This window comes from Erwinia mallotivora (genome assembly GCF_000590885.1).
GTDB classification, from domain to species: Bacteria; Pseudomonadota; Gammaproteobacteria; order Enterobacterales; family Enterobacteriaceae; genus Erwinia; species Erwinia mallotivora.
The window spans coordinates 341,945-368,809 of sequence record NZ_JFHN01000053.1 but is presented as its reverse complement, the minus strand read 5'-3'; the positions used below and the strand labels follow the sequence as shown (position 1 = coordinate 368,809).

Genomic DNA, 26,865 nt, shown 5'->3' with positions numbered 1-26,865 from the left:
CTTTACCCTCAGGAGAAATTTTATGCCACGTCTGCTCAGTAACACGGAAACTGCACTCAACCGCGATAACCTTCTGCCACTGGTGCAAAAGTCAGGGGGACCGCTGTGGGTCTATGATGCCGATATTATTCGCGCGCGCATCGCACAGTTACAGCAGTTTGACGTGGTGCGTTTTGCGCAGAAAGCCTGTTCCAATATTCATATTCTGCGGCTGATGCAGGCAGCCGGGGTGAGAGTGGATTCGGTGTCCCTCGGAGAAATTGAGCGTGCGCTGGTCGCCGGATTCCAGCCCGGTGGCGATGACATCGTGTTCACCGCCGATGTGCTTGACGTGCCGACGCTGGCGCGGGTGGCTGAACTGAAAATTCCGGTCAATGCCGGGTCAGTGGATATGCTTGAGCAACTGGGCGAGGTCTCTCCGGGACATCCGGTCTGGTTGCGCATCAACCCGGGGTTCGGCCACGGACACAGCCAGAAAACCAATACCGGCGGCGAAAACAGCAAACACGGTATCTGGCCTGAGGATCTGCCGCTGGCGCTGGCCGCGCTGCAACGTCATCAGCTGAAGCTTGTTGGCATTCACATGCATATCGGATCCGGCGTGGACTATGGTCACCTGGAGCAGGTCTGCGATGCGATGGTGCATCAGGTGGTCAGTTTCGGTCAGGATCTGCATGCCATCTCCGCAGGTGGCGGGCTGTCGATTCCTTACCGTCCGGGCGAAGAGGCGATCAATACCGATCATTATTTCAGCCTGTGGGATGCGGCGCGTAAACGCATTGAGCAGCATCTGGGCCACCCGGTGAAGCTGGAAATCGAGCCAGGCCGTTTCCTGGTGGCGGAGTCCGGCGTGCTGGTTTCTCAGGTTCGTGCCGTTAAGCAGATGGGCAGCCGTCACTTCGTGCTGGTGGATGCCGGGTTTAGTGACCTGATGCGGCCTGCGATGTATGGCAGCTACCACCATATCTCCGCGATGGCGGGAGAAGGGCATCAGCTTGATGAACAACGCACCGTGGAAAGCGTGGTGGCCGGGCCGCTGTGCGAATCCGGCGATGTCTTTACGCAGCTGGAAGGCGGCCAGGTAGAGACGCGCTCGCTGCCGGATGTGCAGGTGGGCGATTACCTGGTGTTTCACGATACCGGTGCCTACGGTGCCTCTATGTCCTCAAATTACAACAGCCGCCCGCTGCTGCCGGAAGTGCTGTTTGAAAACGGTCAGGCGCGGATTATCCGCCGCGCCCAGACGATAGAGGATTTGCTGGCGCTGGAACAGCAGCTGGCATAACTCAGCTCTGGCCCGGCGCACCCACCGAGTGGCGACGCACCAGCGTCGGGCTGAAGATATTGGTCACTTCCGGTAACGGCTGGTTATTGGCTAACGCCAGTGCCAGCGCGGCGGCCTGCTGCGCCATGGTCACAATCGGGTAGCGAATGGTGGTCAGACGTGGCCGGACATAGCGTGAAACCAGTACGTCATCAAAGCCAATCAGCGACATCTCTTCCGGCACCCGCACCCCGTTGTCACTCAGTACCGCCAGCGCACCGGCGGCCATCGAATCGTTATAGCAGGCGACGGCGGTAAAGGGTTTACCGCGTCCGAGCAGCTCTGTCATCGCCTGTTCGCCGCCCACTTCATCCGGTTCACCCTGCGCCACCAGCCGATCATTACAGGGCAGATGGTGTTCACGCAGCGCATCGTAATAGCCCTGAAGCCGATCTTCGGCGTCAGAAATAGGATGGTTCGAGCAGATAAAGGCAATATTCTGGTGCCCCTGCTGAATCAGGTGGCGGGTTGCCAGCCAGGCACCGTAGCGATCGTCCAGCGCAATACAGCGTTTTTCATAGCCCGGCAGCGCCCGGTTAATCAGGACCATGCCGGGGATTTGTGCCATCAGCGGTAACAGCTCGTTATCCGGGATCTTTTTGGCGTGGACCACCAGCGCGCCACAACGATGGCGAATCAACTGCTCAATCGCCTGACGCTCTTTTTGCTCAATATGGTAACCATTGCCAATCAGTAAAAAATTGCCGGTCTCATAGGCGACCTGCTCCACCGCCTTGACCAGCGCACCGAAGAAGGGATCGGAAACATCACCGACCACCAGCCCCATCGTTTCGGTTGACTGCTGCGCCAGCGCACGGGCGTTGGCATTGGGATGATACTGTAACTGCACCATCGCGCTGTTCACCGCCTGCCGTGAACTTTCACTGGCTTTCGGTGAATTGTTTATGACTCGGGAAACCGTGGCGACGGAAACGCCAGCCAGCCTGGCAACATCCTTAATCGTGGCCATAAATCGTAAGCCTTCCTGGGTAAACGTTTACATCCGCCCAGTGTTGCGGAATTCTCCTGTTACTTCAAGCAGACAGAATGTCAGCGGCGTCGCAAAGCCTGATAAAAGCCGCGCAAAGATTATCCGCCGGCAAGCGATTCAAAACCGGCGCTGAATAATGTTATTCTGCGGTTAAATAATGCCGAAAAGCCTGCCGGAACGCCTGATGACCATAATAAAAGTGCCGCACCTCGCCCACTGGGGCGCCTTCACCGCCGTTGTCGAAGATGGCAAGCTTGTCCGCTGTGAGCCGTTCTTCGCTGACCAGGATCCGTCGCCGATGCTGAATACCATCCCGGAGCTGGTCTATTCCGACAAGCGCATCCGCCAGCCAATGGTTCGCCGTTCATGGCTCAAATCCCGCGAGAAAAGTGACCGCACCCTGCGTGGGCGGGAAGATTTTGTCGCCGTGGACTGGGAAACCGCGCTGGATCTGGTGGCGGAGGAGAATCGCCGGGTGCGTGACCGTTACGGCCCCACCGGCATTTTTTCGGGTTCTTACGGCTGGTCTTCTGCGGGGCGTGTTAACCATGCCCGCACGCTGATCCGCCGTTTCTATTTTACCGGCGGCGGCGGTGTCGACCAGCTTGGTAACTACAGCTGGGGAGCGGCGCAGTTTTTCCTGCCCTACATTATCGGCACCTATATGCCGCTGACCGGGCGCGTCACCGACTGGCCGCAGGTGGTGGAGCATTGCGACATTTTTGTCGCCTTTGGCGGGCTGGCGCTGAAAAACAGCCAGGTGGCTTCCGGCGGAGCGGGGCAGCACAGCCTGAAACCGGCGCTGCTGGAACTGGCGGCAAAAGGCACACCGGTGATTAATATCAGCCCGATGCGCGATGACTGTCCCGCCTTTGTCAATGCCGAGTGGATTCCGATCCGCCCCAACACCGACGTGGCGCTGATGCTGGCGCTGGGCTACGAAATTGAACGCTCTGGCGCTGTGGATAACGCTTTTCTCGCTTCACACTGCGTCGGCTGGCCACAGCTGCGCAGCTACCTGCTGGGCGAGACGGACAGCACACCCAAGACGCCGGAGTGGGCCAGTGAGATTACCGGCATTCCGGCCGCGCGTATCAGACTGCTGGCTGCGCAGCTGAGCGGCAAACGCAGCTTTATCACCTGCTCCTATTCCGTGCAGCGCGCCCACCGTGGCGAGCAGCCTTACTGGATGATGATTGCGCTCTCCTCGATGCTGGGGCAGCCGGGTTTGCCGGGGGCGGGCTTCTCCTTCGGTCATGGCTCGATGAACAGCGTCGGTAATCCGCGCGTTGAAGGCCCGGCCCCGCTGATGTCTACCGGCGTCAATCCGATTGCCGATCGGGCGATCCCGGTGGCCCGCATCAGCGATATGCTGTTGCACCCCAATGAGCCTTACCGTTTTCAGGGGCAGACCCATACTTACCCGGAAATCCACCTGATCCACTGGGCGGGCGGTAATCCTTTCCATCACCATCAGCAGTTGAATCGCCTGGTGGAGGGCTGGCAGCGGCCGGATACGGTGATTGTCCAGGATATCGTCTGGACCCCGGCGGCGCAGATGGCCGATATCGTACTGCCGGTGACGACCACGCTTGAACGTAACGATATTGGCGGTTCCTCGCGCGATCGCTTTGTGCTGGCGTTGCATCAGGCAATTAAACCGCAGCATCAGGCACGTAACGATTTTGATATTTTTGCCGATCTGGCAGAAAGACTGGGTTACCGCGATACTTTTACCGAACAGCGCAACGAGGCGCAGTGGATCGAATACCTCTATCAGCAGTGCGCCCGGGCGCATCAGGAGAAGGGGATTGACTGGCCTGATTTCCAGACCTTCTGGCGGGAAGGCCATGTGGAGGTGCCATCCGGCGGCAAACCTTTTGTCTTTATGGAGGCGTTTCGTGACGATCCCGTTGCCAATCCAATCAAGACCGCCAGCGGCAAAATTGAGCTGTTCAGCAAGACGATTGCCGATTATCAGCTTGATGATTTCGCGCCACACCCGCAGTGGCAGCCGCCGAGAGAGTGGCTGGGTGCCGGATTAAGCCAGCGCTTCCCGTTGCATATGATTTCCATTCAGCCTGGCGACCGTCTGCACAGTCAGATGGATGCCACGCCAACGGTGCAGGCGGCGAAAACCGCCGGTCACGAAACACTGTGGATGCATCCGCAGGATGCCGGCCCGCGTGGGATTGCGGATGGTGAGGTCATCGACGTCAGTAACGATCGTGGCAGGATGCTGGCCGGAGTGCGATTGACGGATGGCGTCAGCCCAGGCGTGGTGTTGATCGCCACCGGTGCCTGGTTCGATCCCGGCTTTGGCAAGACCTGGCAACCTTACGACCGGGCCGGTAATCCGAATGTGCTGACGCTGGATATCGGCACGTCGTCCCTGACCCAGGGCCCAAACGCCATGAGCTGCCTGGTGGAGATTAAACGCGCCGCGACAGCTGAATGATAAAAATAACAATCTCATAGCTGGTTACATTTTGCGGATAACTGTTGCGAATGAGGGCTGGCTGCCGGGTCAGCCGCATTGCTACAGTGCTGATCCCAGAGGTATTGATGGGTGAACATCAAAAAGTCTTCATGCTTTAATTTCACCAACCTGCGCCGATGCGCAGGTTTTTTTTATCTGCACACCGCCTGAGTGCGGTAATAAAATGAATTCTAACTGAAATCCCCGCGTTCCCTGCCGATCAACGGCCTGGCAATCACAGGCTGAAACACAGTTTCCCTGTTATCCTGGCGGCATTTTTTATATAACCCACAATCAGTTATCCCGATCAGCTGTGAAAGAATCCATGCCCCGCTTAAAGAAACTGTTGGCTAAAGACCAGGCGAAAGCGCCTTTTAACCCTCTCCGTTTCCGCCTGATCTGCTTTGGTGTGCTGACCTGCCTGGTTTTACTGCTGGCGCGGGTCGGCGATCTTCAGCTGATCAACCATCCGATGCTGGAGAAAGAGGCGGATGAGCGCTCACTGCGCACGGTGGCGATCCCCACTAACCGGGGGACGCTGCTGGATCGCAACGGTGAAGCGCTGGCGCTGAGCGTGCCTTCGCGCGATATCATTGCCGATCCGCAGCGCGTGCTGGAAGCGCACCCGGATTTTACCAGCGCAAAATGGCAGTATCTGGCGAATGCGCTGGACCAGCGGCCGGAGGATATTGCCCGCCAGATTAACGCCAGTCCCACCCGACGCTTCCTCTATCTCGGCCACAAAATTGAGCTGGGGATCGCCAAAGACATTGCAAAGCTGCATCTGGCCGGGATTACCACCGTGTATGACGACAGCCGCTTTTATCCGATGAGCGAGGCGACCGCGCCGCTTATCGGTATCGTCGGGGCGGAAAACAGCGGCCTGACCGGGCTGGAAAAAGGCTTTGATAAGGTGCTTCAGGGCACGCCGGGCGAAGAAAAATATCGCCAGGACGCCAATGGCAACATTGTGGCGATGATCAACTATGAGCCGCCACGCCAGCCCCCCACGGTGCAGCTCAGTATTGATAAATTTGATCAATACACCCTTTACAGCAAACTGCGTGACGGCGTGTTGCTGAACAAAGCTGACTCCGGGGCGGCGGTCCTGATTAAGATTGATACCGGCGAAATCCTCGGCATGGCTTCTTATCCGTCATTTAACCCCAATAATTTTGGCGATGTCTCGCCCACGCAGATGCGTAACGCCGCGATCAACGACAGCTATGAGCCGGGTTCAACGGTGAAGCCGCTGGTGGTGATGGAAGGTCTGGTCCGTAAGCTGGTGCGTCCTGACTCAGTGCTGGATACCACACCGTATCGCGTCAATGGCCACCTGATCCGCGACGTGGGCCACTGGCCGCGCCTGACGATGACCGGCATTCTGCAAAAATCCAGCGATATTGGCGTATCGCACATTGCGCTGGCGATGCCTGCGGAAGTGCTGGTCAATACTTACCGCTCGTTTGGACTGGGCAAGCCAACCGGCCTGGGACTGACCGGAGAAAGCGTGGGCTATTTTCCGCTACACCGTGAGCGTTGGGCCGATATCGAACGCGCCACCTTCTCGTTTGGCTATGGTCTGCGGGTCACGCCACTGCAAATCGCCCGTGAATACGCCACCCTTGGCTCTTTCGGCGTCTATCGCCCGCTGTCGATCACCAAAGTGACGCCGCCGGTAATGGGCACGCGGGTGGCCGATGAGGATATCGTTCGCTCAGTGGTGCATATGATGGAGAGCGATGCACTACCCGGCGGCAGTGGGGTGCGCGCGGCGGTGCCGGGTTACCGTCTGGCGATTAAAACCGGTACGGCAGAGAAAATGGGCAGCAGCGGTAAATATGATGGTGGCTATATCAACTATACCGCTGGCGTGGCACCGGCCAGCAATCCGCAGGTGGCGCTGGTGATTATGATTAACCACCCAACGGCGGGCGATCACTTCGGTGGATCGGTTGCCGCGCCGGTATTTGGCAACATTATTGGCCCGGTGCTGAAACATATGAACGTGGCACCGGATGCACTTTACAGCACCCACAGTGGCACCTGAGTTACGCTCTGCAAAGGTCGGTAAACAAAGCCGCAAAGGTTTTACAGCTGGTAGCATTTTCGCTAACTCCGTTGCGTTTTGCTGCTGGCAGGTCGGGAGCACAGCTGCGAGGATGATTATCCCAGAGGTATTGATTGGTGAGAAAGCAATCTGCTCCCGGCAGATTTACACCCTGTTAAATTGCACCAACCCACGCGGATGCGTGGGTTTTTTTTGCCTCGTTACAGGCCATTCTGGCAACCACATCTGATTTTTTCCCGTCTGACGTTAAGGTTACTGATAAATTCTTACCTGCTGCATTTATTCTGCAAATCGGCAATACGAGATAATGACTGTCTGATTCAGGCAATTAAACCAGCAAGTTACACGGTGAATCCGTCGGCTGATGGCGGGAAATAAAAATTATAAGCGGTTGATTACGAAATTCTTACGTTAAGAGGATGGAAATTAATCACCCTCTACAATCATAATATCCTCAGGCCAGTTGTTTACTGGCCTGACTTTTTTTGGGCGGTAGCGAAATGTTGCCTTGAATTTTTTGTTTCACTTGATCAGCAGATTCCCATGACCCCAACATCCAGGAAAATCTCACCTTCTCTGCGTAAAAAAATCCTGATCCTGATTTTGATCCTCCTTGTCGCGGCACTCATCTGGCGCTTCTGGCCTCATGGTTCAGCGGGTAAAGCGGGCGTACATGGCGCACCGCCAGCGGGTGGACCTCCGCCGGGTGGCCCGGGTGGGATGATGTTTGGTGGGCCTGCGGCGGTGCACGCTGGCGTGGTGACCACGGCAGATGTGCCGGTGTATCTGACGGCGCTGGGTACGGTTATCCCGAATGCTTCCGTCACCGTCACCAGCCGGGTGGACGGCCAGCTGATGAAGGTTTACTTCACCGAGGGGCAAAAAGTTCAGGAAGGTCAGCTGCTGGCGCAGATTGATCCTCGCAGCTATCAGGCGACCCTCGCGCAGTATCAGGGCAGTCTGAACCAGAATCAGGCGCTGCTGAAAAGCGCTGAGCTGACGCTGGCACGCTACCGCAAACTTTATGCCCAGGACTCCTTATCCCGCCAGGATCTGGACAGCCAGATAGCCACGGTCGGACAGTACAGCGGCGCAGTGAAGGCCGACCAGGCGCAGATCGACGCAGCGAAGCTGAATATCGATTTTGCCCGGATCACCTCGCCCATCAGTGGTCGCGTCGGTTTGCGGCTGGTGGATGCAGGCAATATGGTCAACTCCAGCGATACCACCGGCATTGTTACCGTTACCCAGACGCAGCCTGCTGCCGTCACTTTCAGCGTGCCGCAAAGCAATATTCCGACCCTGATTGCTGCGCTGCATAACGGTCAGAGTCTGTCCGCCACCGCCTTCGATCAGGATGGCAGTAAACAACTGGCAGACGGTAAGGTGCAGTTTATCAGCAACCAGATTGATACCAGCACCGGTACGGTAGAGCTGAAGGCGCTGTTTGCTAATCAGGATGAGGCGCTCTATCCCAATCAGTTCGTCAACCTGCGGCTGCAAACCGGCACGCTGAAACAGGCGACGGTGATCCCGGCGCAGGCGCTGCAACTCAGCAGCGATGGCAGCTTTGTCTATGTGATTAACAAAGACCATACCGTCACTCGCCGGGCAGTGAAAACCGGACCGGTGCTGGACGAAACCCGCCAGGCGATTACCGAAGGGGTGACGGCCGGTGAACAGCTGGTGACCGAAGGCATTGACCGGCTCAGCGATGGCAGTACGGTGTCGGTGATCGGTGCAGAAGAGAGCAAGGCCGCCAGCGGGAGCGCAACAGCGCAATGAATCCTTCCCGCATTTTTATCGCGCGTCCGGTCGCTACCATATTGCTGATGATCGGCGTGCTGATCTCCGGCATCTTTGCCTACCGCTTCCTCTCCACCTCGGCGTTGCCGCAGGTGGACTATCCTACGATTCAGGTCACCACGCTCTATCCCGGAGCCAGTCCGGATGTGATGGCCTCGTCAGTGACTGCGCCGCTGGAACGTCAGCTTGGGCAGATGTCGGGCCTGAGCCAGATGGCGTCAAGCAGCGCCAGCGGCTCGTCGGTGATTACGCTGAAATTCTCGCTGGATTTGTCGCTGGACGTGGCCGAGCAGGAGGTCCAGGCGGCCATCAATGCCGCGAATAACCTGCTGCCCAGCGACCTGCCCAATCCGCCGACCTACAAAAAGGTCAACCCGGCGGACACGGCGGTGATTACCCTCGCGGCGACCTCTTCAACGTTGCCGTTGACCAGAGTGCAGGATCTGGTCAATACCCGCATTGCGCTGAAGCTGTCGCAGATTTCCGGCGTCGGCATGGTGACGCTGGCGGGAGGACACCAACCCGCTATCCGCATTCAGGCCGATCCGAAAGCGCTGGCGGCGCGTGGACTGACGCTGGAAGATATCAACACCCTCATCGGCAACAGCAACGTTAACGGTTCGAAAGGCGGTTTTGATGGTAAATACCATTCGGTGACCATTGACGCCAACGACCAGCTGCGCACCGCCGACGAGTACGGCAACCTGATCCTCACTTATAAAAACGGCGCGGCGCTGCGTCTGCGTGACATTGCCCATATTGAGCAGGCACCGGAGAATACGTATCAGTCGGCGTGGGCCAACAACAGCCCGGCAATCATTATCAGCGTGCAGCGCCAGCCCGGCGCGAATGTTATCGCAGTTGTTGATGGCATCAAGGCGCAGCTGCCGACCTTGCAGGCCGCGCTGCCTGATGGGGTTAAAGTACAGATCCTTTCTGACCGCACCCAGACCATTCGCGCGTCAATCAGTGATGTGCAGTTTGAACTGATGCTGTCGATTGCGCTGGTGGTGATGGTGACCTTCCTGTTCCTGCGCAACGTTGCCGCCACGCTGATCCCAAGCGTGGCGGTGCCGCTGTCGCTGGTGGGAACCTTTGGGGTGATGTATCTCGCCGGGTTCAGCCTGAATAATCTGTCGCTGATGGCGCTGACTATCGCCACCGGCTTTGTTATTGACGATGCTATCGTGGTGGTGGAGAACATCTCCCGACGGCTGGAGCAGGGCGAAACGCCAATGGAGGCGGCGCTGAAAGGGTCGGCGCAGATCGGTTTCACCATTATCTCGCTCACCTTTTCGCTGATTGCGGTGCTGATCCCGCTGCTGTTTATGGGCGACGTGGTGGGCCGCCTGTTCCGCGAGTTTGCCATCACCCTGGCGGTGTCGATTCTGGTATCGATGCTGGTTTCACTGACGCTGACCCCGATGCTGTGTGCGTATCTGTTGCGTCATATTCCGGAGGAGCGTCAGAGCCGCTTTTACCGCAAGGGCGGCCAGTTCTTCGATAAGCTGATTGCCGGTTATGACCGCCTGCTCACCGTGGTGCTTAACCATCAGCCGTTAACCCTGCTGGTGGCGCTGGCGACGTTGGTATTGACCGCCGGGCTGTATCTGTTTATCCCGAAAGGTTTCTTCCCCAGTCAGGACACCGGCCTGATTCAGGGCGTTACTATCGCGTCGCAGGACGTGTCGTTCAGTGAAATGGCGAGGCGTCAGCAGCAGCTTGCTGAGATCGTGCTGAAAAACCCGGCGGTGGACAGCCTGTCATCCACTATCGGTATCGATGGCACTAATTCCAGCCTGAACAGCGGTCGCCTGCAAATTAACCTTAAATCCTTTGATCAACGCGACCAGCGCGCTGACAAAATCATTGCCGAACTGAGCCAGGCGACGCAAAACGTGCCGGGCATCCAGCTGCATTTGCAGGCCGCGCAGGATTTAACGGTGAACGATCAGGTGACGCCGGACCAGTATCAGTTTTCACTGGACGATGCCGACAGTGAAAAACTGGCTACATGGTCGCCGCAGCTGGTGGCGGCGCTGCAAAAGCGCCCGGAGTTCAGCTCGGTAGTCAGCAATCTTCAGGACCAGGGGCAGGTGGCGTATGTCGAGCTGAACCGCGATGCGGCGGCGCGGTATGGCATTACGGCTTCCGATGTGGATACCGCGCTCTATAACGCATTTGGTCAGCGGTTAATTTCCACTATCTTCACCCAGGCGAATCAGTACCGGGTGGTGCTGGAAGTGGCCCCCAAATTCCAGCAGTCGCCGGCGTCGTTTGACGATATCTGGCTGGCGACCTCGTCGACATCCGGCACCACTTCTTCTTCAACGACGACCTCGACATCAACGTCTTCATCTTCCTCGTCCTCGTCCGCCAGCAGCAGCTCAACCAGCACCACGGGCAGCACGTCCACGACCGGCATGGTGAGGCTGACTTCCATCGCCACCATCCACCAGCGTATTGGTTCTCTGGTGCATATGCGTCTGAACCAGTTCCCGGCGGTAACGCTCTCTTTCAATCTCAGCGACGGCTACTCACTGGAAGACGCGCAGCAGGCGATTGCCGAAACGCGACAAAGCCTGAACATGCCGTCCAGTATCACCCTGCGCTATCAGGGCGAAACCGAGGCGTTCCAGAGCGCCACCAGCAACACGCTGTGGCTAATCCTCGCGGCGCTGATGACCATGTATGTGGTGCTGGGCATTCTGTATGAGAGCTTTATCCACCCGGTGACCATCCTCTCGACGCTGCCGTCGGCGGCGGTGGGGGCGCTGCTCACCCTGCTGCTGGCGGGCAGTGAATTCAGCCTGATTGCGCTGATTGGGGTGATCCTGCTGATCGGTATCGTTAAAAAGAACGCGATTATGATGATCGACTTTGCGCTGGAGGCGGAGAAAACGCAGCGGCTCAGCCCCAGAGAGGCGATCCATCAGGCCTGCCTGCTACGTTTCAGGCCGATTCTGATGACCACCATGGCGGCATTGCTGGGCGCGCTGCCGCTGATGCTGGCGTCCGGTTCCGGTGCCGAGCTGCGCCAGCCGCTGGGGCTGGTGATTGTCGGCGGGCTGATTTTCAGCCAGGTGCTGACGCTGTTCTCCACGCCGGTTATCTATCTGTGGTTTGACCGTCAGGCAGAACGTGGCCGTCGCTGGATGCGCAGGACCCGCGCATGAATATCACCCGTCTGTTTATCTTCCGGCCGGTCGCCACGCTGCTGCTGACCCTGGCGCTGCTGCTGCTGGGGGCGCTGGGTTACCGCCTGTTGCCCGTTGCGCCGCTGCCGCAGGTGGATTTCCCCACCATTATGGTCAGCGCCAGCCTGGCCGGAGCCAGCCCGGAAACCATGGCGGCAACGGTGGCGACGCCGCTGGAGCGTTCACTGGGGCAGATCGCCGGGATCACCGAGATGACCTCCAGCAGCTCACAGGGATCGAGCAATATTATTTTGCAGTTTGATCTCGACCGCGACATCAACGGGGCGGCGCGCGATGTGCAGGCGGCGATTAATGCGGCCCGCAGCCTGCTGCCGAGCAGCATGGCTTCGCTGCCCACTTACCGCAAGGCAAACCCTTCCGACGCGCCGATTGTGATGCTGGCGCTGACCTCCAAAACCCGCTCAAAAGGTTATCTCTACGATCTGGCCGACAGCAAGATTGACCAGAAAATCGCCCAGGTAAAAGGGGTGGGGGATGTGTCGCTGATGGGCAGCGCCTTACCGGCGGTGAGGATCGATCTGCAACCGCAGATGCTGAGCCATTTTGGCGTCTCGCTGGACAAGGTGCGCGAGGCGATTGCCAACAGCACCACCAATCTGCCGAAGGGGATTTTACAGGGCGGCAATCAGTCGTGGGTGGTGGACAGCAACGGCCAGCTGGATCAGGCCAGCCAGTATCGCAATCTGGTGGTCAGCTATCAGGATGGCAAAGCCATTCACCTCAGCGATGTGGCGACCGTCTATGACTCGGTGGAGGACAAGTACAACGTCGGTTACTACAACGGCACGCCCTCGGTGATGATTGGCGTAAAACGCCAGGCCGGTGCCAATATGCTGGAAACCATCGACGCCATTAAAGCGCAGCTGCCGGAGCTGGAAAAAGATCTCCCCGCCGATGTCCAGCTGCAAATCGTGGTCGATCGCTCGCCCACCGTGCGCGCTTCGTTGTATGACACCGAAGAAACCCTGCTGATCGCCATGCTGCTGGTGATTGGGGTGGTGTTTGTCTTCCTGCGCAATTTACAGGCGGTGGTGATCCCGGCGCTGGCGTTGCCGGTGTCGCTGATTGGCACCTGTGCGGTGATGTATCTGCTGGACTACAGTCTGGACAATCTGTCGCTGATGGCGCTGATTATTGCCACCGGCTTCGTGGTGGATGATGCCATCGTGGTGCTGGAAAATATTACCCGCTATATCGAAGAGGGGCTCAGCCCGCTGCGCGCCTCAATCAAGGGCGCGCATGAAGTCAGCTTCACCGTGCTTTCGATGACCCTGTCGCTGGTGGCGGTGTTTATCCCGATCCTGCTGATGGGCAGTATTGTGGGGCGGTTGTTTCGTGAATTTGCGGTGACGCTGACCGTCTCGCTGATTATCTCAATGCTGGTCTCCCTCAGCCTGACCCCGATGCTCTGCGCCCGACTGCTGAAGCCGAAGCCCAGGGTCTCCAGGCGGCCTCATCCGCTCTATCAGTGGATCGAAAACGGGCTGAACCGCCTGCTGGCGGCTTACTCACGCGGGCTGAACTGGGTGATGCGCCATCAGCGGCTGACGCTGCTGAGTTTGATCCTGACGGTTATTCTCAACCTGTTTCTCTATTCGGTGGTGCAGAAAGGTTTCTTCCCCAATCAGGATACCGGGCTGCTGATGGGAGCGGTGCGGGCTGACCAGAACATCTCATTCCAGGCGATGGAACCGAAGCTGAAGCAGTTCAGCCAGATGATCCAGCAGGACCCGGCGGTGGACGGGGTGATGGCCTCAATGGGCAGTGGCATGTTTGGATCGCGCAACAGCGCCAACTTTTTTGTCCATCTGAAAGATTTTGACAAGCGCGATGCCACGGCGACGCAAGTGGCTAACCGGCTGAGCGGTAAAACGGCGAATATTCCCGGCGTGGAGCTGTTCCTGATGGCCGCGCAGGATCTGCATATGGGCGGACGCAGTGCCAATGCCAGCTATCAGTACAGCCTGCATGCTGACGATCTGGATACGCTGCGCATCTGGACGCCAAAGGTTAAAGCCGCGCTGGAAGCCATTCCTCAGCTGACCAACGTCGATTCTGACTCCGAGACTGGCGGGCAGGAGGTGATGATTAATATCGACCGCGATCGCGCCATCCGGCTGGGGGTGAATGTCAGTATGATCGACACCATGCTGAATAACGCCTTCGCTCAGCGGCAGGTGGCGACGCTCTATAAAACGCTGAACCAGTATCATGTGGTGATGTCATTGCAGGATGCTTACACCCGCGACCCGGAGATGCTCAATAAGCTGTTTGTGGTGAATGATTCCGGTGAGCGCATCCCGCTGTCGGCGTTTGCCTCTTTCAGCGGCGGTAATGCGCCACTGTCGGTGGCGCATCAGGGGCAGGCCGCGACCAGCACCCTGGCGTTTAACCTGGCGGACGGCGTCTCGCTGGAGCAGGCCACCGCGCTGATTAAAACCGCGATGGCGAAAATTGCCCTGCCGGATACCATCCAGGCGGGATTCCAGGGAACAGCCAAAGCGTACGCTGCGCTGGCCGCATCAATGCCGTGGCTGATCCTGGCGGCGCTGGCGGCGGTCTATATCGTGCTGGGCATGTTGTACGAAAGCTATATCCATCCGCTGACCATTCTCTCCACGCTGCCGTCTGCGGGCGTCGGCGCGTTGCTGTTGCTGTTGCTGACCGGAACGCAACTGACGGTGATCGCCCTGATCGGCATTCTGCTGTTGATCGGTATCGTCAAGAAGAATGCCATTATGATGATCGACTTTGCGCTGGCCGCCGAGCGGCAGCAGGGCATGACGCCTGAGCAGGCGATTGTTCAGGCCTGCCTGATGCGCTTCCGGCCGATTATGATGACCACCCTGGCGGCATTCTTCGGCGCGCTACCGCTGGCGCTGGGTAGCGGAGGCGATGCCGATTTGCGCAGCCCGCTGGGGCTGGCGATTGCCGGTGGCCTGGCGCTGAGCCAGCTGTTAACCCTGTTCACCACCCCGGTGGTGTACCTCTATCTTGATCGCGCCAGCCGTGCCACCAGACGGCAGTGGGCCCGACTGCGTAGCCATTAAACGATGATGAAAAAAACAAACACACTCACCCCTGTTTTACTGGCGCTGTTACTGAGCGGTTGCGCCGTCGGACCTGATTACCATCGTCCGTCGGCCAGCGTGCCCGCTCAGTACAAAGAGGCTAAGGGCTGGCGTCAGGCCGAGCCGCAGGACGGGCAGAATAAAGGCGAGTGGTGGGCGGTCTATCACGATGAAACGCTCTCCTCGCTGCTGCGTCAGGTAGCCATTTCTAACCAGAACGTCGCGCAGTACGAAGCGCAATACCGCCAGGCCAAAGCGCTGGTGGGCGAGTCACGTTCCGATCTGTTCCCCAGCGCGACGTACAGCGCCTCCTCGACGCGCAGCGGCACGGCGGCCAGTGCCACCACCGGACAACGCACCACCAGTAACAGCCATACCTTGCAGGCCAGCGCCAGTTGGGAGCTGGACCTGTGGGGTAAGCTCCGACGCACGCTGGAAGAGAACAAAGCCAGCGCGCAGGCCAGCGCGGCAGAGCTGGCGAATATCACCCTCAGTGCGCAGTCTGAGCTGGCGCAGGATTACTTTAAACTGCGGATTATGGACCAGCAGATAGCCCTGTATCAGCAGAGCGTTGATGCCTATCAGCGCTACCTGAATATTATTAACAACAAATACCAGGCCGGTAGCGAGTCTCGTGCCACCCTGGCTCAGGCGCAGGCACAGCTGGAGAGCGCCCGGGCATCGGCACTGGACCTGAGCTGGCAGCGGGCGCAGACCGAACATGCCATCGCCATGCTGACCGGTAAAACCCCGGCTGAGTTCAGTCTGCCCGTGGCGAAACTGAGCGCCACGCTGCCCGCCGTGCCGCAGTCGCTACCTTCTGAACTGCTGCAACGTCGCCCGGATATCGCTTATGCGGAGCGCAATGTGGCGGCCGCTAATGCAGCGGTGGGCGTGGCGATTGCCGGTTATTTTCCTGACCTGACATTGAGTGCCAGCGGCGGTTATTCCAGCTCGGCCTTCCGCAATCTGATTTCGTTGCCGAACCGTGTCTGGTCGCTGGGACCTGAGCTGAGCGGGACGCTGCTGGACTTTGGCGGCACGTCGTCGAAAGTGGAGCAGGCCAGAGCCAGCTATGATGCGGACGTAGCCAGCTATCGCCAGGCGGTACTGACCGGTTTCCAGGAGGTGGAAAACTACCTGGTTGAGCTGCACACCGCTGGAAGCGGAGATGCTGGCGCAGCAACGGGCGACCGACGCGGCGAAAGAGTCCGCCAGGGTGACGTTCAATCAGTATCAGGCCGGTATGATTGATTACCTTGACGTGGCAACCACGGAAAACACCAGCCTCAGTGCGCAGCAAAGCCTGCTGTCGCTGCAAAGTACGCAGTGGGTAGCCAGCGTGCAGCTGATTGCCGCACTGGGCGGTGGCTGGCAGGCCAGCACGCTGTCGCAGTGAAGCGGATGATGAATGGCCTGTTAGCTGCGCCGGGGATATGCACGCCGCACGATGGTGTCATTGATGAAGCCCCTGAGCAGCAGCAGAGGGCGCGGCGTCTGTTGCAGGGCCGGGGCTTCATCTTTCTGCTGCAAACGCCGGGTTATCAGCAGCTTCTGACGTTTTCCGGCACATTTTTCCAGGCCCGGCATTGAGTTATCTGCCGCTATCCTGCATCGTTGTAGCCAACTTTTTTAAGCTCAGGGAGTTGGCATGTTTTTTTCCTTTCTGCGCCTGGTGTTCAGGCTGTTTTTTCGCACCCGTCTGTATGGCGACCTGTCGGGGCTGTCACAGGAAAAAGTGCTGATAGTACCGAACCATACCTCTTTTCTGGATGGGGTGCTGCTGGCGGTTTTTCTGCCGGTTAAGCCAGTTTTCGCCGTTTACTCGTCGATCAGTGAGCGGTGGTATATGCGCCAGGTGCGTAAGCTGATTGATTTTGTGCCGCTGGATCCGACCAAACCGATGTCGGTTAAATATCTGGTGAAAATGATTGGTCAGGGCCGCCCGGTGGTGATTTTTCCGGAAGGCCGTATTACCGTCACCGGCTCACTGATGAAAATCTATGATGGCGCGGGCTTTGTCGCTGCCAAATCTCAGGCCACGGTTGTCCCTTTGCGGATTGACGGGGCGGAGTTTTCCCCCTTTGGCCGCCTCGCCGGGGTGTTCAAACGCCGTTTATTTCCCCGCATCAGCCTGACGCTGCTGCCCGCCACCACCATACCGATGCCCGACGCCAAAACCGCGCGCGAGCGGCGCAGGCTGGCCGGTGAGCATCTGCACCATATTATGATGGAAGCGCGGATGGCGGTGCGCCCACGGCAGACGCTGTATCAGGCGTTTCTGGCCGCCCGCACCCGCTATGGCTGGTGCAAACCCTGTATTGAAGACGTGAATTTTTCCGCCGACAGTTACAGCGGACTGTTGAAAAAATCGCTGGGGGTTGGCCGCATTCTTGAACGTTACACCGCGCCTGGCGAGTATATCGGGCTGTTGCTGCCCAATGCCACGGTGACGGCGGCGGCGATTCTGGGTGCCTCAATGCGCGGGCGCATACCGGCGATGCTCAACTATACCGCGGGTGTTAACGGTCTTCGCAGTGCGGTGAAGGCCGCCGGGGTAAAAACGATCTTTACGTCGCGCCAGTTCCTCGACAAGGGCAAGCTCTGGCACCTGCCGGAAGGCGTCAGCGAGGTGAAATGGGTTTACCTCGAAGATTTAAAAGAAACGGTTACCTTGCAGGACAAGCTGTGGGTGCTCAGCATGCTGGTCTTCCCGGGGCGCGCCGCCGTCCCGCAGCAGCCGGAAGATGCGGCGATGGTGCTGTTTACTTCCGGCTCGGAAGGCAATCCCAAAGGGGTAGTGCATTCGCATAAAAGCCTGCTGGCTAACGTCGAGCAGATCCGTACGGTGGCTGATTTCACTCCACGCGATCGTTTTATGTCAGCACTGCCGTTGTTCCACGCTTTTGGCCTGACCGTGGGGCTGTTCACGCCGCTTTTCACCGGGGCGCAGGTGTTTCTCTATCCCAGCCCGCTGCATTACCGCATTGTGCCGGAGCTGGTCTACGACCGGAACTGCACGGTGCTGTTTGGCACCTCCACGTTTCTTGCCAACTATGCCCGTTTTGCCAGTCCTTATGATTTTTTTCGCCTGCGTTACGTGGTGGCCGGGGCTGAAAAGCTTCAGCAGGCGACCCGCGAAATATGGATGGAGAAATTTGGTATCCGCATCCTCGAAGGGTATGGCGTAACCGAGTGCGCGCCTGTAGTGGCAATCAATGTGCCGATGGCGGCAAAAAATAACACCGTGGGGCGCATTCTGCCGGGGATGGATTGCCGCCTGATTTCGGTGCCGGGCATTGAGCAGGGTGGGCTGTTGCAGCTCTGTGGCCCAAATATCATGAAAGGCTATCTGCGGGTGGAGAATCCCGGCGTGCTGGAAGCGCCGCAGGCGGACGACGGCGAAGGTCGGATGGAAGCAGGCTGGTACGATACCGGCGATATTGTCAGCTTTGACCCGCACGGTTTTTGCCAGATTCAGGGAAGGATAAAGCGTTTTGCTAAAATTGCGGGTGAGATGGTGTCGCTGGAAACCGTTGAGCAACTTGCCCTGAAGGCCTCGCCGGATAAACAACACGCCGCCTCGGTGAAGCCGGATGGACAACGCGGGGAAGCACTGGTGTTGTTCACCACCGACCGCGAGCTGGCTCGCGATGCGTTACAGCGGGCGGCTCGTGAACTGGGCAGCCCGGAGCTGGCCGTACCACGAGATATTCGCTGGCTGAAACAGCTGCCGTTACTGGGCAGTGGCAAGCCCGATTTTGTCAGACTGAAGAATATGGCTGAACAGCCGGAGAGCCAGAACGATGCATAATGCACCCGGTAAAAGTCTGCTGTCGCGGGGAATGATGGCGGTGATGAGCGCCCAGTTTCTGTCTGCTTTTGGTGATAATGCTCTGTTGTTTGCCACTCTGGCGGTGCTGAAACAGCAGCTGTATCCGGACTGGAGCCAGCCGGTGCTGCAAATGGTGTTTGTGGCAACCTACATCCTTCTCGCCCCTTTTGTCGGCCAGGTTGCCGACAGCTTTGCCAAAGGGCGGGTGATGCTGTTCGCCAACGGGCTGAAGCTGTTGGGGGCGCTGGTTATCTGCTGCGGATTCAATCCGTTTCTCGGCTACGGACTGGTCGGCGTGGGAGCGGCAGCCTATTCCCCGGCGAAATACGGCATCCTGGGGGAGTTAACCGACGGTGAGCGGCTGGTGAAAGCTAATGGCATGATGGAATCTTCAACCATCGCCGCGATCCTCACCGGCTCCGTCGCCGGTGGCATTCTGGCGGACTGGAATCTGCTGGCAGCGCTGGCAGCCTGCGCGCTGGCTTATGGGCTGGCGGTGGCGGCTAACCTGCTGATCCCGACGCTGGCAGCGGCCCGCCCCGGCCAGACCTGGCGACCCGCAAAGATGTCTGCCAGTTTTTTCCATGCCTGCCGGGTGCTCTGGCGTAACGGCGAAACCCGTCTTTCGCTGCTCGGCACCAGCCTGTTCTGGGGGGCCGGTGCGACCCTGCGATTATTGCTGGTGCTGTGGGTGCCGGTGGCGCTGGGCATTACTGATAATAAAACCCCTTCAATTCTCAATGCGATGGTCGCCATCGGCATCGTTTTCGGTGCAGTTCTGGCCGCCAGGCTGGTGACGATTAAAACCGTCAGTCGCTGTATGCCAGCGGGTGTGCTGATTGGCGTGGCGGTGGTCTGTTTCTCTCTGCAACATACTGCGGCTGGCGCTTACGGGCTGTTGATTGCCACGGGGGCGCTGGGGGGCTTTTTTGTGGTGCCGCTGAATGCGTTGCTTCAGCTGCATGGCAAAGAGAGCGTTGGGGCAGGCAATGCCATTGCCGTTCAGAATCTGGGGGAAAACACGGCAATGCTGCTGATGCTGGGCGGCTACTCGCTGGCGATCAGCCTGGGGACCTCGGTGGTGGCAACCGGGGCGGGCTTTGGTCTGTTTTTTGCCCTGGCGATTGCCATGCTGTGGCGCTGGCAGCGACAGCGGATCCGGCGTTAAAAAAGCCGGAAGCGATCCCAGGATCGCCTCCGGCTTACTTATCTGCCTGCGAAAACAGTCCGCAGGGTTTCAGGGGGCCGGGAAGGTATAGCGGCGGTGGATTGCTTCCAGCTGCTGTAATACCTCATTGTCCAGCGTCAGGTTGTAGCTGTCGATATTGATCTGTAACTGCTCGGTTGTGGTGGCACCCAGCAACGTACTGGCGACAAAGGGTTGCTGACGAACGAATGCCAGCGCCATCTGCGACGGATCCAGGCCGTGCTGTTTCGCCAGCGCCACGTACTCCTCAATCGCCAGCTGAGCCTGCTCACCGCTGTAGCGGGTAAAGCGGCTGAACAGCGTGTTACGTGCGCCTGCCGGTCTGGCGCCATTCAGATATTTTCCGCTTAACGTACCGAACGCCAGGCTGGAGTAAGCCAGCAGTTCCACGCCTTCAAACTGACTGATTTCTGCCAGGCCCACTTCAAAACTGCGGTTCAGCAGGCTGTAGGGGTTCTGGATGGAAACGATGCGCGGCAGCTCGTGTTTTTCTGCCAGTTGCAGATAGCGCATCACGCCCCACGGCGTCTCGTTGGAAACGCCGATGTAGCGGATTTTACCGGCCCGCACCTGTTCGTTCAGGGCTTCCAGCGTCTCCAGCAGGGTGACGGGAACGCTGTTGTCGTTGTACTCATAGTTCAGTTTACCGAAGCAGTTGGTCTGTCTCTGAGGCCAGTGCAACTGATAGAGGTCGAGGTAGTCGGTATTCAGCCGCTTCAGGCTGGCTTCCAGTGCTTCGCGAATATTTTTACGATCCAGCGCCTGGCCGGGGCGGATAGAGGCGTCCGCCCCGCGAGACGGTCCGGCCACTTTTGAGGCCAGGATAATCTTTTCACGATTACCGCGCGCCTTCAGCCAGCTACCGATGTATTTTTCGGTCAGGCCCTGCGTTTCAGGTCGTGGGGGGACCGGATACATTTCGGCAGTATCAATCAGGTTAATCCCTGAACGAAGCGCTAAATCTAACTGAGCATGGGCATCGGCTTCGCTGTTCTGCTCACCAAAAGTCATGGTGCCCAGCCCCAGACTGCTGACTTCAAGGGTGCTGTGGGGGATACGGTGATAGTGCATTTGCCGGCTTCCTTTTTTTCATTATTAAAAGGTCTGGAACCTGAAGCTCACCCCATCATGCAGTGAGGTGGGGCCGATCAGGCATTTGACTATAACTGCCGGGAGCAACAGGGGGAAGGGGGGATTGATCGGTGAGTGCGGTCGTGCCACCCGAATGCGCGCTGCGGGTGGCAGAACAGATTTCAGCGTTCGACAATGGATGACACTTCATCGCCGTTAATTTGTAAAATATGGCCGGTATTATCGGTGTATTTCACCAGACCGGTTTCTTTATCAATTTCTGGTTTACCCTGGGTCATGATCATTTTGCCGTCTTTCGTCGCCATCACATAATCACTGCTGCATCCACTGACCAGCATAACCAGCACCAACGCCACCGCGCCAGACATCCACTTCATACTCAGCTCCCATTGCCTGTTACTGTTATTTATTAATAACGCATTTAGCACAATTCGTTAATCTCAACACTCCGAAAATGCGCTGTAAGCATGGGGTACTATTGACTTTTTTCGTAAAGTGATATTTCAGAAATCACTACTGGCCGGATGACCGGCCAGTGGGAGTCAGGCAGGATTTTTTTTATTTCTCAATAAATTCAGGCACTCAACTGCCATCGAGAAGAACATGGCGAAATAGATGTAGCCTTTAGAAATATGAATATTGAAGCTTTCCAGAATCAGGGTAAAACCGACCAGAATCAGGAAGGCCAGCGCCAGCATTTTTACCGATGGGTGGCGCTCGACAAATTCACCGATGCCGCGGGCCGCAAGCATCATAATCAGTACCGCAATCACCACGGCGGCCATCATAATAATCAGATGATCGGACAGGCCTACCGCTGTGATCACCGAATCAAGGCTGAAAATAATATCCAGCAGCATAATTTGTACGATGGCACCGGCAAACGAGTGGACATGGGTTTTATGCTCCCCCTCGCTCCCTTCTATCGTTTCGTGGATCTCCTGGCTGGATTTCCATAACAGAAACAGGCCGCCTGACAGCAGGATTAAATCGCGTGCGGAGAAGCTGTGATCCATCAGGGTAAACAGGGGAGTGGTCAGGCGGATCACCCAGGCGATAGAGGCCAGCAGAGCAAGACGCATCAGCATTGCCCCTGTCAGGCCGAGGCGACGTGCCGTATTTTGCTGATGTTCAGGCAGTTTTGCCACCACCAGAGAGAGAAAAATAATATTATCAATTCCGAGGACGATCTCCAGAATTGTTAGCGTACCCAGTGCCAGCCAGGCATTTGGATCGGCAATCCACTCAAACATACAAAGGTAACATCCTAAACGAAAGTTAAACGGAGAGGATACTCAACCCGGCGTACATAAGCTATATGCGCGTTACACTTCCGTCTGGTATTGCCCGGCGTTTGCCTGCGCGGCTCTGCAAATGGTGGACCCACCGCCACACGGCTTTCAGCGTCGCGGCTGCTGGCTGTTCATCAGGGGAGTTAAGGCCGGGTAATAGCCGTGTTACAGCAGAAAATGGCGCGCCAGCAGGGGGGCGGTAAAGGTTTTCTTCAGATAAAAACCGCGTGGCAGCGTCATAATCGGCTGGCCATTTTCACCAATTCCTTCGGTAAGGGCTTTGTTGTTCGCGGCTTTGGGACGAATTTGCAACACTTCGCCATGGCGTGCGGTAATGCGCTCGACCTGACCCAACACGATCATATCCATTAACTCTTCCCAGTCCTGTTGCAGCTGCATCTCTTCCTGCTGATTCGGGCTCCACAGCAGCGGCGACCCTACCCGGCGTTCGCCGAGCGGAATGCCACGATCGCCTTCCACCGGGATCCAAAGCACCCTTGCCAGCTTGTGACGCACATGACTGGTCTGCCATACCACACCGCTGTTGCCGGTCAGCGGGGCCACGCAGACGAAGGTTGTCTCCAGAGGGCGTCCCTGCGCATCAATCGGGATAGTTTTCAGCTCCACGCCGATTCCGGCAAAATCCTGCTCCGGTTTACTGCCCGCCGTGGCCCCCAGATGACGCTCCAGCAGGGTGCCTACCCAGCCTTTGTCCCGGCGCAGGTCGGGGGGAAGGGTAAGACAGGCCCTCTGCGCCAGTTCTCTCAGCGTCAGGCCGGATAAGCGTTGTGCGCGCTCCAGAAGCTGGGCTTCATTTTCCGGAGGCGAAACGGGACTGAAAGTCAGGCTCATTAATCACTCACTGTTGCCGTCTAAAAAAACACCACTCTTGTCGGTTATGGGTTATCCCATAGCGCTGATTGTGTAAAAGTCGAATAATAGCATGATTAATCATGTTTTTTTATTTGCTACCTGGGGACTTTCTCCCTCTGCGGATCGGGTTATGCCAGAGTTGTCACCGACAATGAACAGGATCTTACACCCTGTTATCCACAGAAAAATGGGATAACTTGTCGTTAACGAGAATACTGTTTCAATTTACAGCCTTGACTGACGGCTTAAAACCCTTTTTAACCGTTTTATTGCTCATCTTAACGGCATTATCTGTGGATAACATTTTTAATGTTCGATCTTTCACCAGTACGGATTCCGGTAACTGTGACAGGATGATGAACGCGGTGATTAAAGGTGAATAATTCGGATAATTCCCTGCTAAATAACAGCTTAAGACTGTCCTGTGCCATCCTGTCAACGTTGGGCTAAAAAGTTTTCCCCATGGGTTAACAAAGTTCTGCACAAAGTTACCCACAGAAAAGGTGAATAAGATCGCCGTAAAATGGAATTTCTGTTTATAACTTTGCCTGAAATCTTAAGTTATCCCTGCTGTGGCACGTTACAGACGGCTAAACCAGTGGTTTACCACCTGTAAGGAGTATGAAACAATCAGAACATCCGAGTTTTTAGTTTGAGGTAGTCCCGTGATCGATGATGATGGCTACCGCCCGAATGTTGGTATCGTAATTTGTAACAGGCAGGGACAAGTATTGTGGGCCAGACGCTATGGTCAGCACTCCTGGCAGTTTCCTCAGGGTGGCATCAATCCCGGAGAAACAGCAGAACAGGCGATGTATCGAGAACTTTTCGAAGAAGTCGGCTTACATCGTAAAGACGTACGCATTCTTGCCTCTACCCGCAACTGGTTACGCTACAAATTGCCAAAACGTTTGGTGCGTTGGGACACAAAGCCGGTTTGTATCGGCCAGAAACAGAAGTGGTTTCTTCTGCAATTATTGTGCAATGACGCGGATATCAACATGCAAACCAGCAGCACGCCGGAATTCGATGGCTGGCGCTGGGTCAGCTTCTGGTATCCGGTTCGTCAGGTTGTCTCTTTCAAACGCGACGTTTACCGTCGGGTAATGAAGGAGTTCGCCGGGGTGGTAATGCCATTGCAGGAGAGTGCCGGACAGCGAAATGCCTTCTACCGTCGAAAGCGAGGTTAAGCCAGACCCATTATGCTCACACAGCTGCGCGAAATAGTTGAAAAAGTGGCCGGGGCCCCCCGGCTGACGGAAGCACTTGATATTCTGGTCAATGAGATTTGTCTGGCGATGGAAACCGAGGTGTGCTCGGTTTATCTTGCTGACCACGATCGCCGCTGCTATTACCTGATGGCGACCCGGGGGCTGAAAAAGCCACGTGGTCGCACCGTTGCGCTGGCCTTTGATGAGGGCATCGTTGGCCTGGTGGGACGTCTGGCAGAACCGATTAACCTTGCGGATGCGCAAAGTCACCCCAGCTTCAAATATGTTCCTTCCGTGAAAGAGGAGCGCTTCCGCTCTTTACTGGGCGTGCCTATTATCAGCCGACGCCAGTTGCTGGGTGTGCTGGTGGTGCAACAGCGCGAACACCGGCAGTTTGACGAGAGTGAAGAATCGTTTCTTGTCACCTTAGCCACTCAGATGGCGACCATTCTCTCCCAGTCGCAGCTTAATGCCTTATTTGGTCAGTACCGGCAGACTCGTATCCGGGCGCTGGCCGCCGCGCCCGGCGTGGCGGTGGCGACCGGATGGCTGGACAGCACCCAGCCTTCGCTGGATAACGTTTTTGCTGCTTCCACCCTGGACACGGTGCGTGAGCGCGAAAGGCTTTCACTGGCAATGGATGAGGCGGCGGGTGAGTTTCGCCGTTACAGCAAACGTTTTACGGCCAGCGTGCAGAAAGAGAGCGCGGCAATCTTCGATCTCTATTCTCACCTGTTAAGCGATAACCGGCTGAAAAAAGATCTCTACGCGGAAATCGACAACGGGTCGGTGGCGGAGTGGGCGGTAAAGAAGGTTATCGAAAAGTTCGCTGCACAGTTCGCCAGCCTTCAGGACAGCTATCTGCGCGAGCGCTCCGGTGATTTACGCGTTCTCGGTCAGCGCCTGCTGTTCCACCTCGACGACAGTATGCAGAGTACCAACAGCTGGCCTGAGCAGTTTGTGCTGGTAGCGGATGAGCTGACCGCCACCACCCTGGCCGAGCTGCCTCATGATCGTCTGGCTGGCGTGGTGGTCAGAGACGGTGCTGCCAACTCGCACGCGGCGATTATGGTGCGGGCGATGGGTATCCCGACGGTGATGGGGGTGGATGCGCAGCCTGAACTGCTGAACGGACGGCTGCTGATTGTCGACGGTTATCGCGGGGAGTTGCTGGTCGATCCGGAACCGGTGCTGGTGCAGGAGTATCAGCGGCTGATCAGCGAAGAACATGAGCTGAGCAAGCTGGCGGAAGATGTGGTGGAGCGTCCCGCCGCGTTGAAAAGTGGTCAGCCTGTCAGTGTTATGCTTAATGCCGGATTGAGTGCTGAGCATGAAAAAGCGTTGGGAAACAGAGTGGATGGCGTTGGCCTGTATCGCACTGAAATACCTTTTATGCTGCAAAACGGCTTTCCGTCGGAAGAAGAGCAGGTGGCGCAGTATCAGGGGATGCTGCAACTGTTTCTTGATAAACCCGTGACCCTGCGCACGCTGGATATTGGTGCGGATAAACAGCTGCCCTATATGCCGATCAGCGAAGAAAATCCCTGCCTGGGCTGGCGTGGTATTCGCCTGACGCTCGATCAGCCGGAAATCTTCCTGGTGCAGGTGCGGGCGATGTTACGGGCCAACGTGGCCAGCGATAACCTCAGCATTCTGCTGCCGATGATCACCAGCATTGATGAAATTGATGAAGCGATCCGCCTGATTGAACGTGCGGCACGTGAAGTGGAAGAGATGCTGGGGTATGCCATCCCCCGACCGCGAATTGGGGTGATGATTGAAGTACCATCAATGATTTTTATGATCGGCCATCTTGCCGATCGCGTCGATTTTGTTTCTGTCGGCACAAACGATCTCACCCAGTACCTGCTGGCGGTGGACCGAAACAACACCCGGGTTGCTAACCTGTATGACAGTCTGCATCCGGCAATGCTCAGGGCGCTGAAAACCATCGCTGATGAGGTGAAAAGGGCCGGGATTGAGTTGTGCCTGTGCGGCGAAATGGCGGGCGATCCGGCCTGCGTTCCGCTGTTGATCGGTCTGGGATATCACCATCTGAGTATGAATGGTCGTAACGTGGCGCGGGTAAAATACCTGCTACACCATCTGGATTATGAAGAAGCGCAAAAGCTGGCAAAAGCCGGTTTACAGGCGCAGCTGGCGACCGAGGTGCGTCATCAGGTGGCGGCATTTATGGAGCGGCGCGGACTGGGCGGCCTGATCAGAGGCGGTCGCTAGCGCCAGCGGCAGAAAAATCCGCATGACGGCTGATAGCTTAATAAAGTTTACAGTTAAGCGAGGTCCGGTCATTTCAGGCTGTGATATGATGCGCGCCTCGTTTTAGCGCCGTGTGCACACGGTTGATCTGCTTCGCCGCCTGCGGTCAGGAGCGATA

At 57.2% G+C, this 26,865-nt stretch carries 16 protein-coding genes and 1 pseudogene; 12 read left to right on the top strand and 5 right to left on the bottom strand.

Going from position 1 to position 26,865, the window contains the following annotated elements; genetic code table 11:
• Window positions 1-22 precede the first annotated feature (22 nt).
• Window positions 23-1,285: a diaminopimelate decarboxylase gene (lysA, locus tag BG55_RS14075; protein WP_034938603.1), complete on the top strand. Its 1,263-nt coding sequence runs from the start codon at window positions 23-25 to the stop codon at window positions 1,283-1,285.
• A 1-nt stretch (window position 1,286) separates the two neighbouring features.
• Here lysA and galR read toward each other — a convergent pair whose 3' ends face one another.
• A complete protein-coding gene (gene galR, locus BG55_RS14070) occupies window positions 1,287-2,294 on the bottom strand; it encodes an HTH-type transcriptional regulator GalR (RefSeq protein ID WP_034938602.1) in 1,008 nt (335 codons plus the stop codon).
• Window positions 2,295-2,499: 205 nt separating this feature from the next.
• Here galR and BG55_RS14065 point away from each other — a divergent pair, with 205 nt between their 5' ends.
• The 9 genes and pseudogenes from BG55_RS14065 to lplT all read left to right on the top strand — a co-directional run bounded on the left by BG55_RS14065 (window position 2,500) and on the right by lplT (window position 19,963).
• Window positions 2,500-4,773, top strand: coding sequence for a molybdopterin guanine dinucleotide-containing S/N-oxide reductase (locus BG55_RS14065; protein ID WP_034938758.1), 2,274 nt, complete (start codon window positions 2,500-2,502; stop codon window positions 4,771-4,773).
• 346 nt (window positions 4,774-5,119) lie between these two features.
• Window positions 5,120-6,844, top strand: coding sequence for a penicillin-binding transpeptidase domain-containing protein (locus BG55_RS14060; protein ID WP_034938599.1), 1,725 nt, complete (start codon window positions 5,120-5,122; stop codon window positions 6,842-6,844).
• 564 nt (window positions 6,845-7,408) lie between these two features.
• Window positions 7,409-8,650, top strand: coding sequence for an MdtA/MuxA family multidrug efflux RND transporter periplasmic adaptor subunit (locus BG55_RS14055; protein WP_034938597.1), 1,242 nt, complete (start codon window positions 7,409-7,411; stop codon window positions 8,648-8,650).
• Window positions 8,647-11,847, top strand: coding sequence for an efflux RND transporter permease subunit (locus BG55_RS14050; protein ID WP_034938595.1), 3,201 nt, complete (start codon window positions 8,647-8,649; stop codon window positions 11,845-11,847). The genes BG55_RS14055 and BG55_RS14050 overlap by 4 nt, the downstream gene beginning before the upstream one ends.
• Window positions 11,844-14,939, top strand: coding sequence for a multidrug efflux RND transporter permease subunit (locus tag BG55_RS14045; protein WP_034938594.1), 3,096 nt, complete (start codon window positions 11,844-11,846; stop codon window positions 14,937-14,939). The genes BG55_RS14050 and BG55_RS14045 overlap by 4 nt, the downstream gene beginning before the upstream one ends.
• Window positions 14,940-14,945: 6 nt before the next feature.
• A pseudogene (locus BG55_RS14040) lies at window positions 14,946-16,359 on the top strand (efflux transporter outer membrane subunit).
• Window positions 16,360-16,367: 8 nt separating this feature from the next.
• The gene (locus BG55_RS22610; RefSeq protein WP_160170860.1) at window positions 16,368-16,553 is read left to right on the top strand and encodes a hypothetical protein; all 186 of its coding nucleotides are present in this window, start codon (window positions 16,368-16,370) and stop codon (window positions 16,551-16,553) included.
• A 58-nt stretch (window positions 16,554-16,611) separates the two neighbouring features.
• A complete protein-coding gene (gene aas, locus BG55_RS14035) occupies window positions 16,612-18,774 on the top strand; it encodes a bifunctional acyl-ACP--phospholipid O-acyltransferase/long-chain-fatty-acid--ACP ligase (RefSeq protein WP_034938592.1) in 2,163 nt (720 codons plus the stop codon).
• Window positions 18,767-19,963: a lysophospholipid transporter LplT gene (gene lplT / locus BG55_RS14030; RefSeq protein WP_034938591.1), complete on the top strand. Its 1,197-nt coding sequence runs from the start codon at window positions 18,767-18,769 to the stop codon at window positions 19,961-19,963. The genes aas and lplT overlap by 8 nt, the downstream gene beginning before the upstream one ends.
• 69 nt (window positions 19,964-20,032) lie before the next feature.
• Here lplT and BG55_RS14025 read toward each other — a convergent pair whose 3' ends face one another.
• From BG55_RS14025 to mutH, 4 genes are all read right to left on the bottom strand, one after another.
• Window positions 20,033-21,073, bottom strand: coding sequence for an NADP(H)-dependent aldo-keto reductase (locus tag BG55_RS14025; protein WP_034938590.1), 1,041 nt, complete (start codon window positions 21,071-21,073; stop codon window positions 20,033-20,035).
• A gap of 182 nt (window positions 21,074-21,255) precedes the next feature.
• Window positions 21,256-21,471 (bottom strand): YgdI/YgdR family lipoprotein, encoded by a 216-nt coding sequence (locus BG55_RS14020; protein ID WP_034938589.1) that lies wholly within the window; start codon window positions 21,469-21,471, stop codon window positions 21,256-21,258.
• Window positions 21,472-21,636: 165 nt separating this feature from the next.
• Window positions 21,637-22,347, bottom strand: a complete 711-nt coding sequence (locus BG55_RS14015; protein ID WP_034938584.1) for a TerC family protein — start codon at window positions 22,345-22,347, stop codon at window positions 21,637-21,639.
• A 204-nt stretch (window positions 22,348-22,551) separates the two neighbouring features.
• On the bottom strand, window positions 22,552-23,238 hold the full coding sequence (gene mutH / locus BG55_RS14010) for a DNA mismatch repair endonuclease MutH (RefSeq protein ID WP_034938582.1): 687 nt from the start codon (window positions 23,236-23,238) through the stop codon (window positions 22,552-22,554).
• Window positions 23,239-23,924: 686 nt separating this feature from the next.
• On the opposite strand from mutH, the gene rppH reads away from it, so the two are divergent.
• Window positions 23,925-24,449 (top strand): RNA pyrophosphohydrolase, encoded by a 525-nt coding sequence (gene rppH / locus BG55_RS14005; protein ID WP_034938580.1) that lies wholly within the window; start codon window positions 23,925-23,927, stop codon window positions 24,447-24,449.
• Window positions 24,450-24,461: 12 nt separating this feature from the next.
• On the top strand, window positions 24,462-26,708 hold the full coding sequence (ptsP, locus tag BG55_RS14000) for a phosphoenolpyruvate--protein phosphotransferase (RefSeq protein WP_034938578.1): 2,247 nt from the start codon (window positions 24,462-24,464) through the stop codon (window positions 26,706-26,708).
• Window positions 26,709-26,865: the final 157 nt, after the last annotated feature.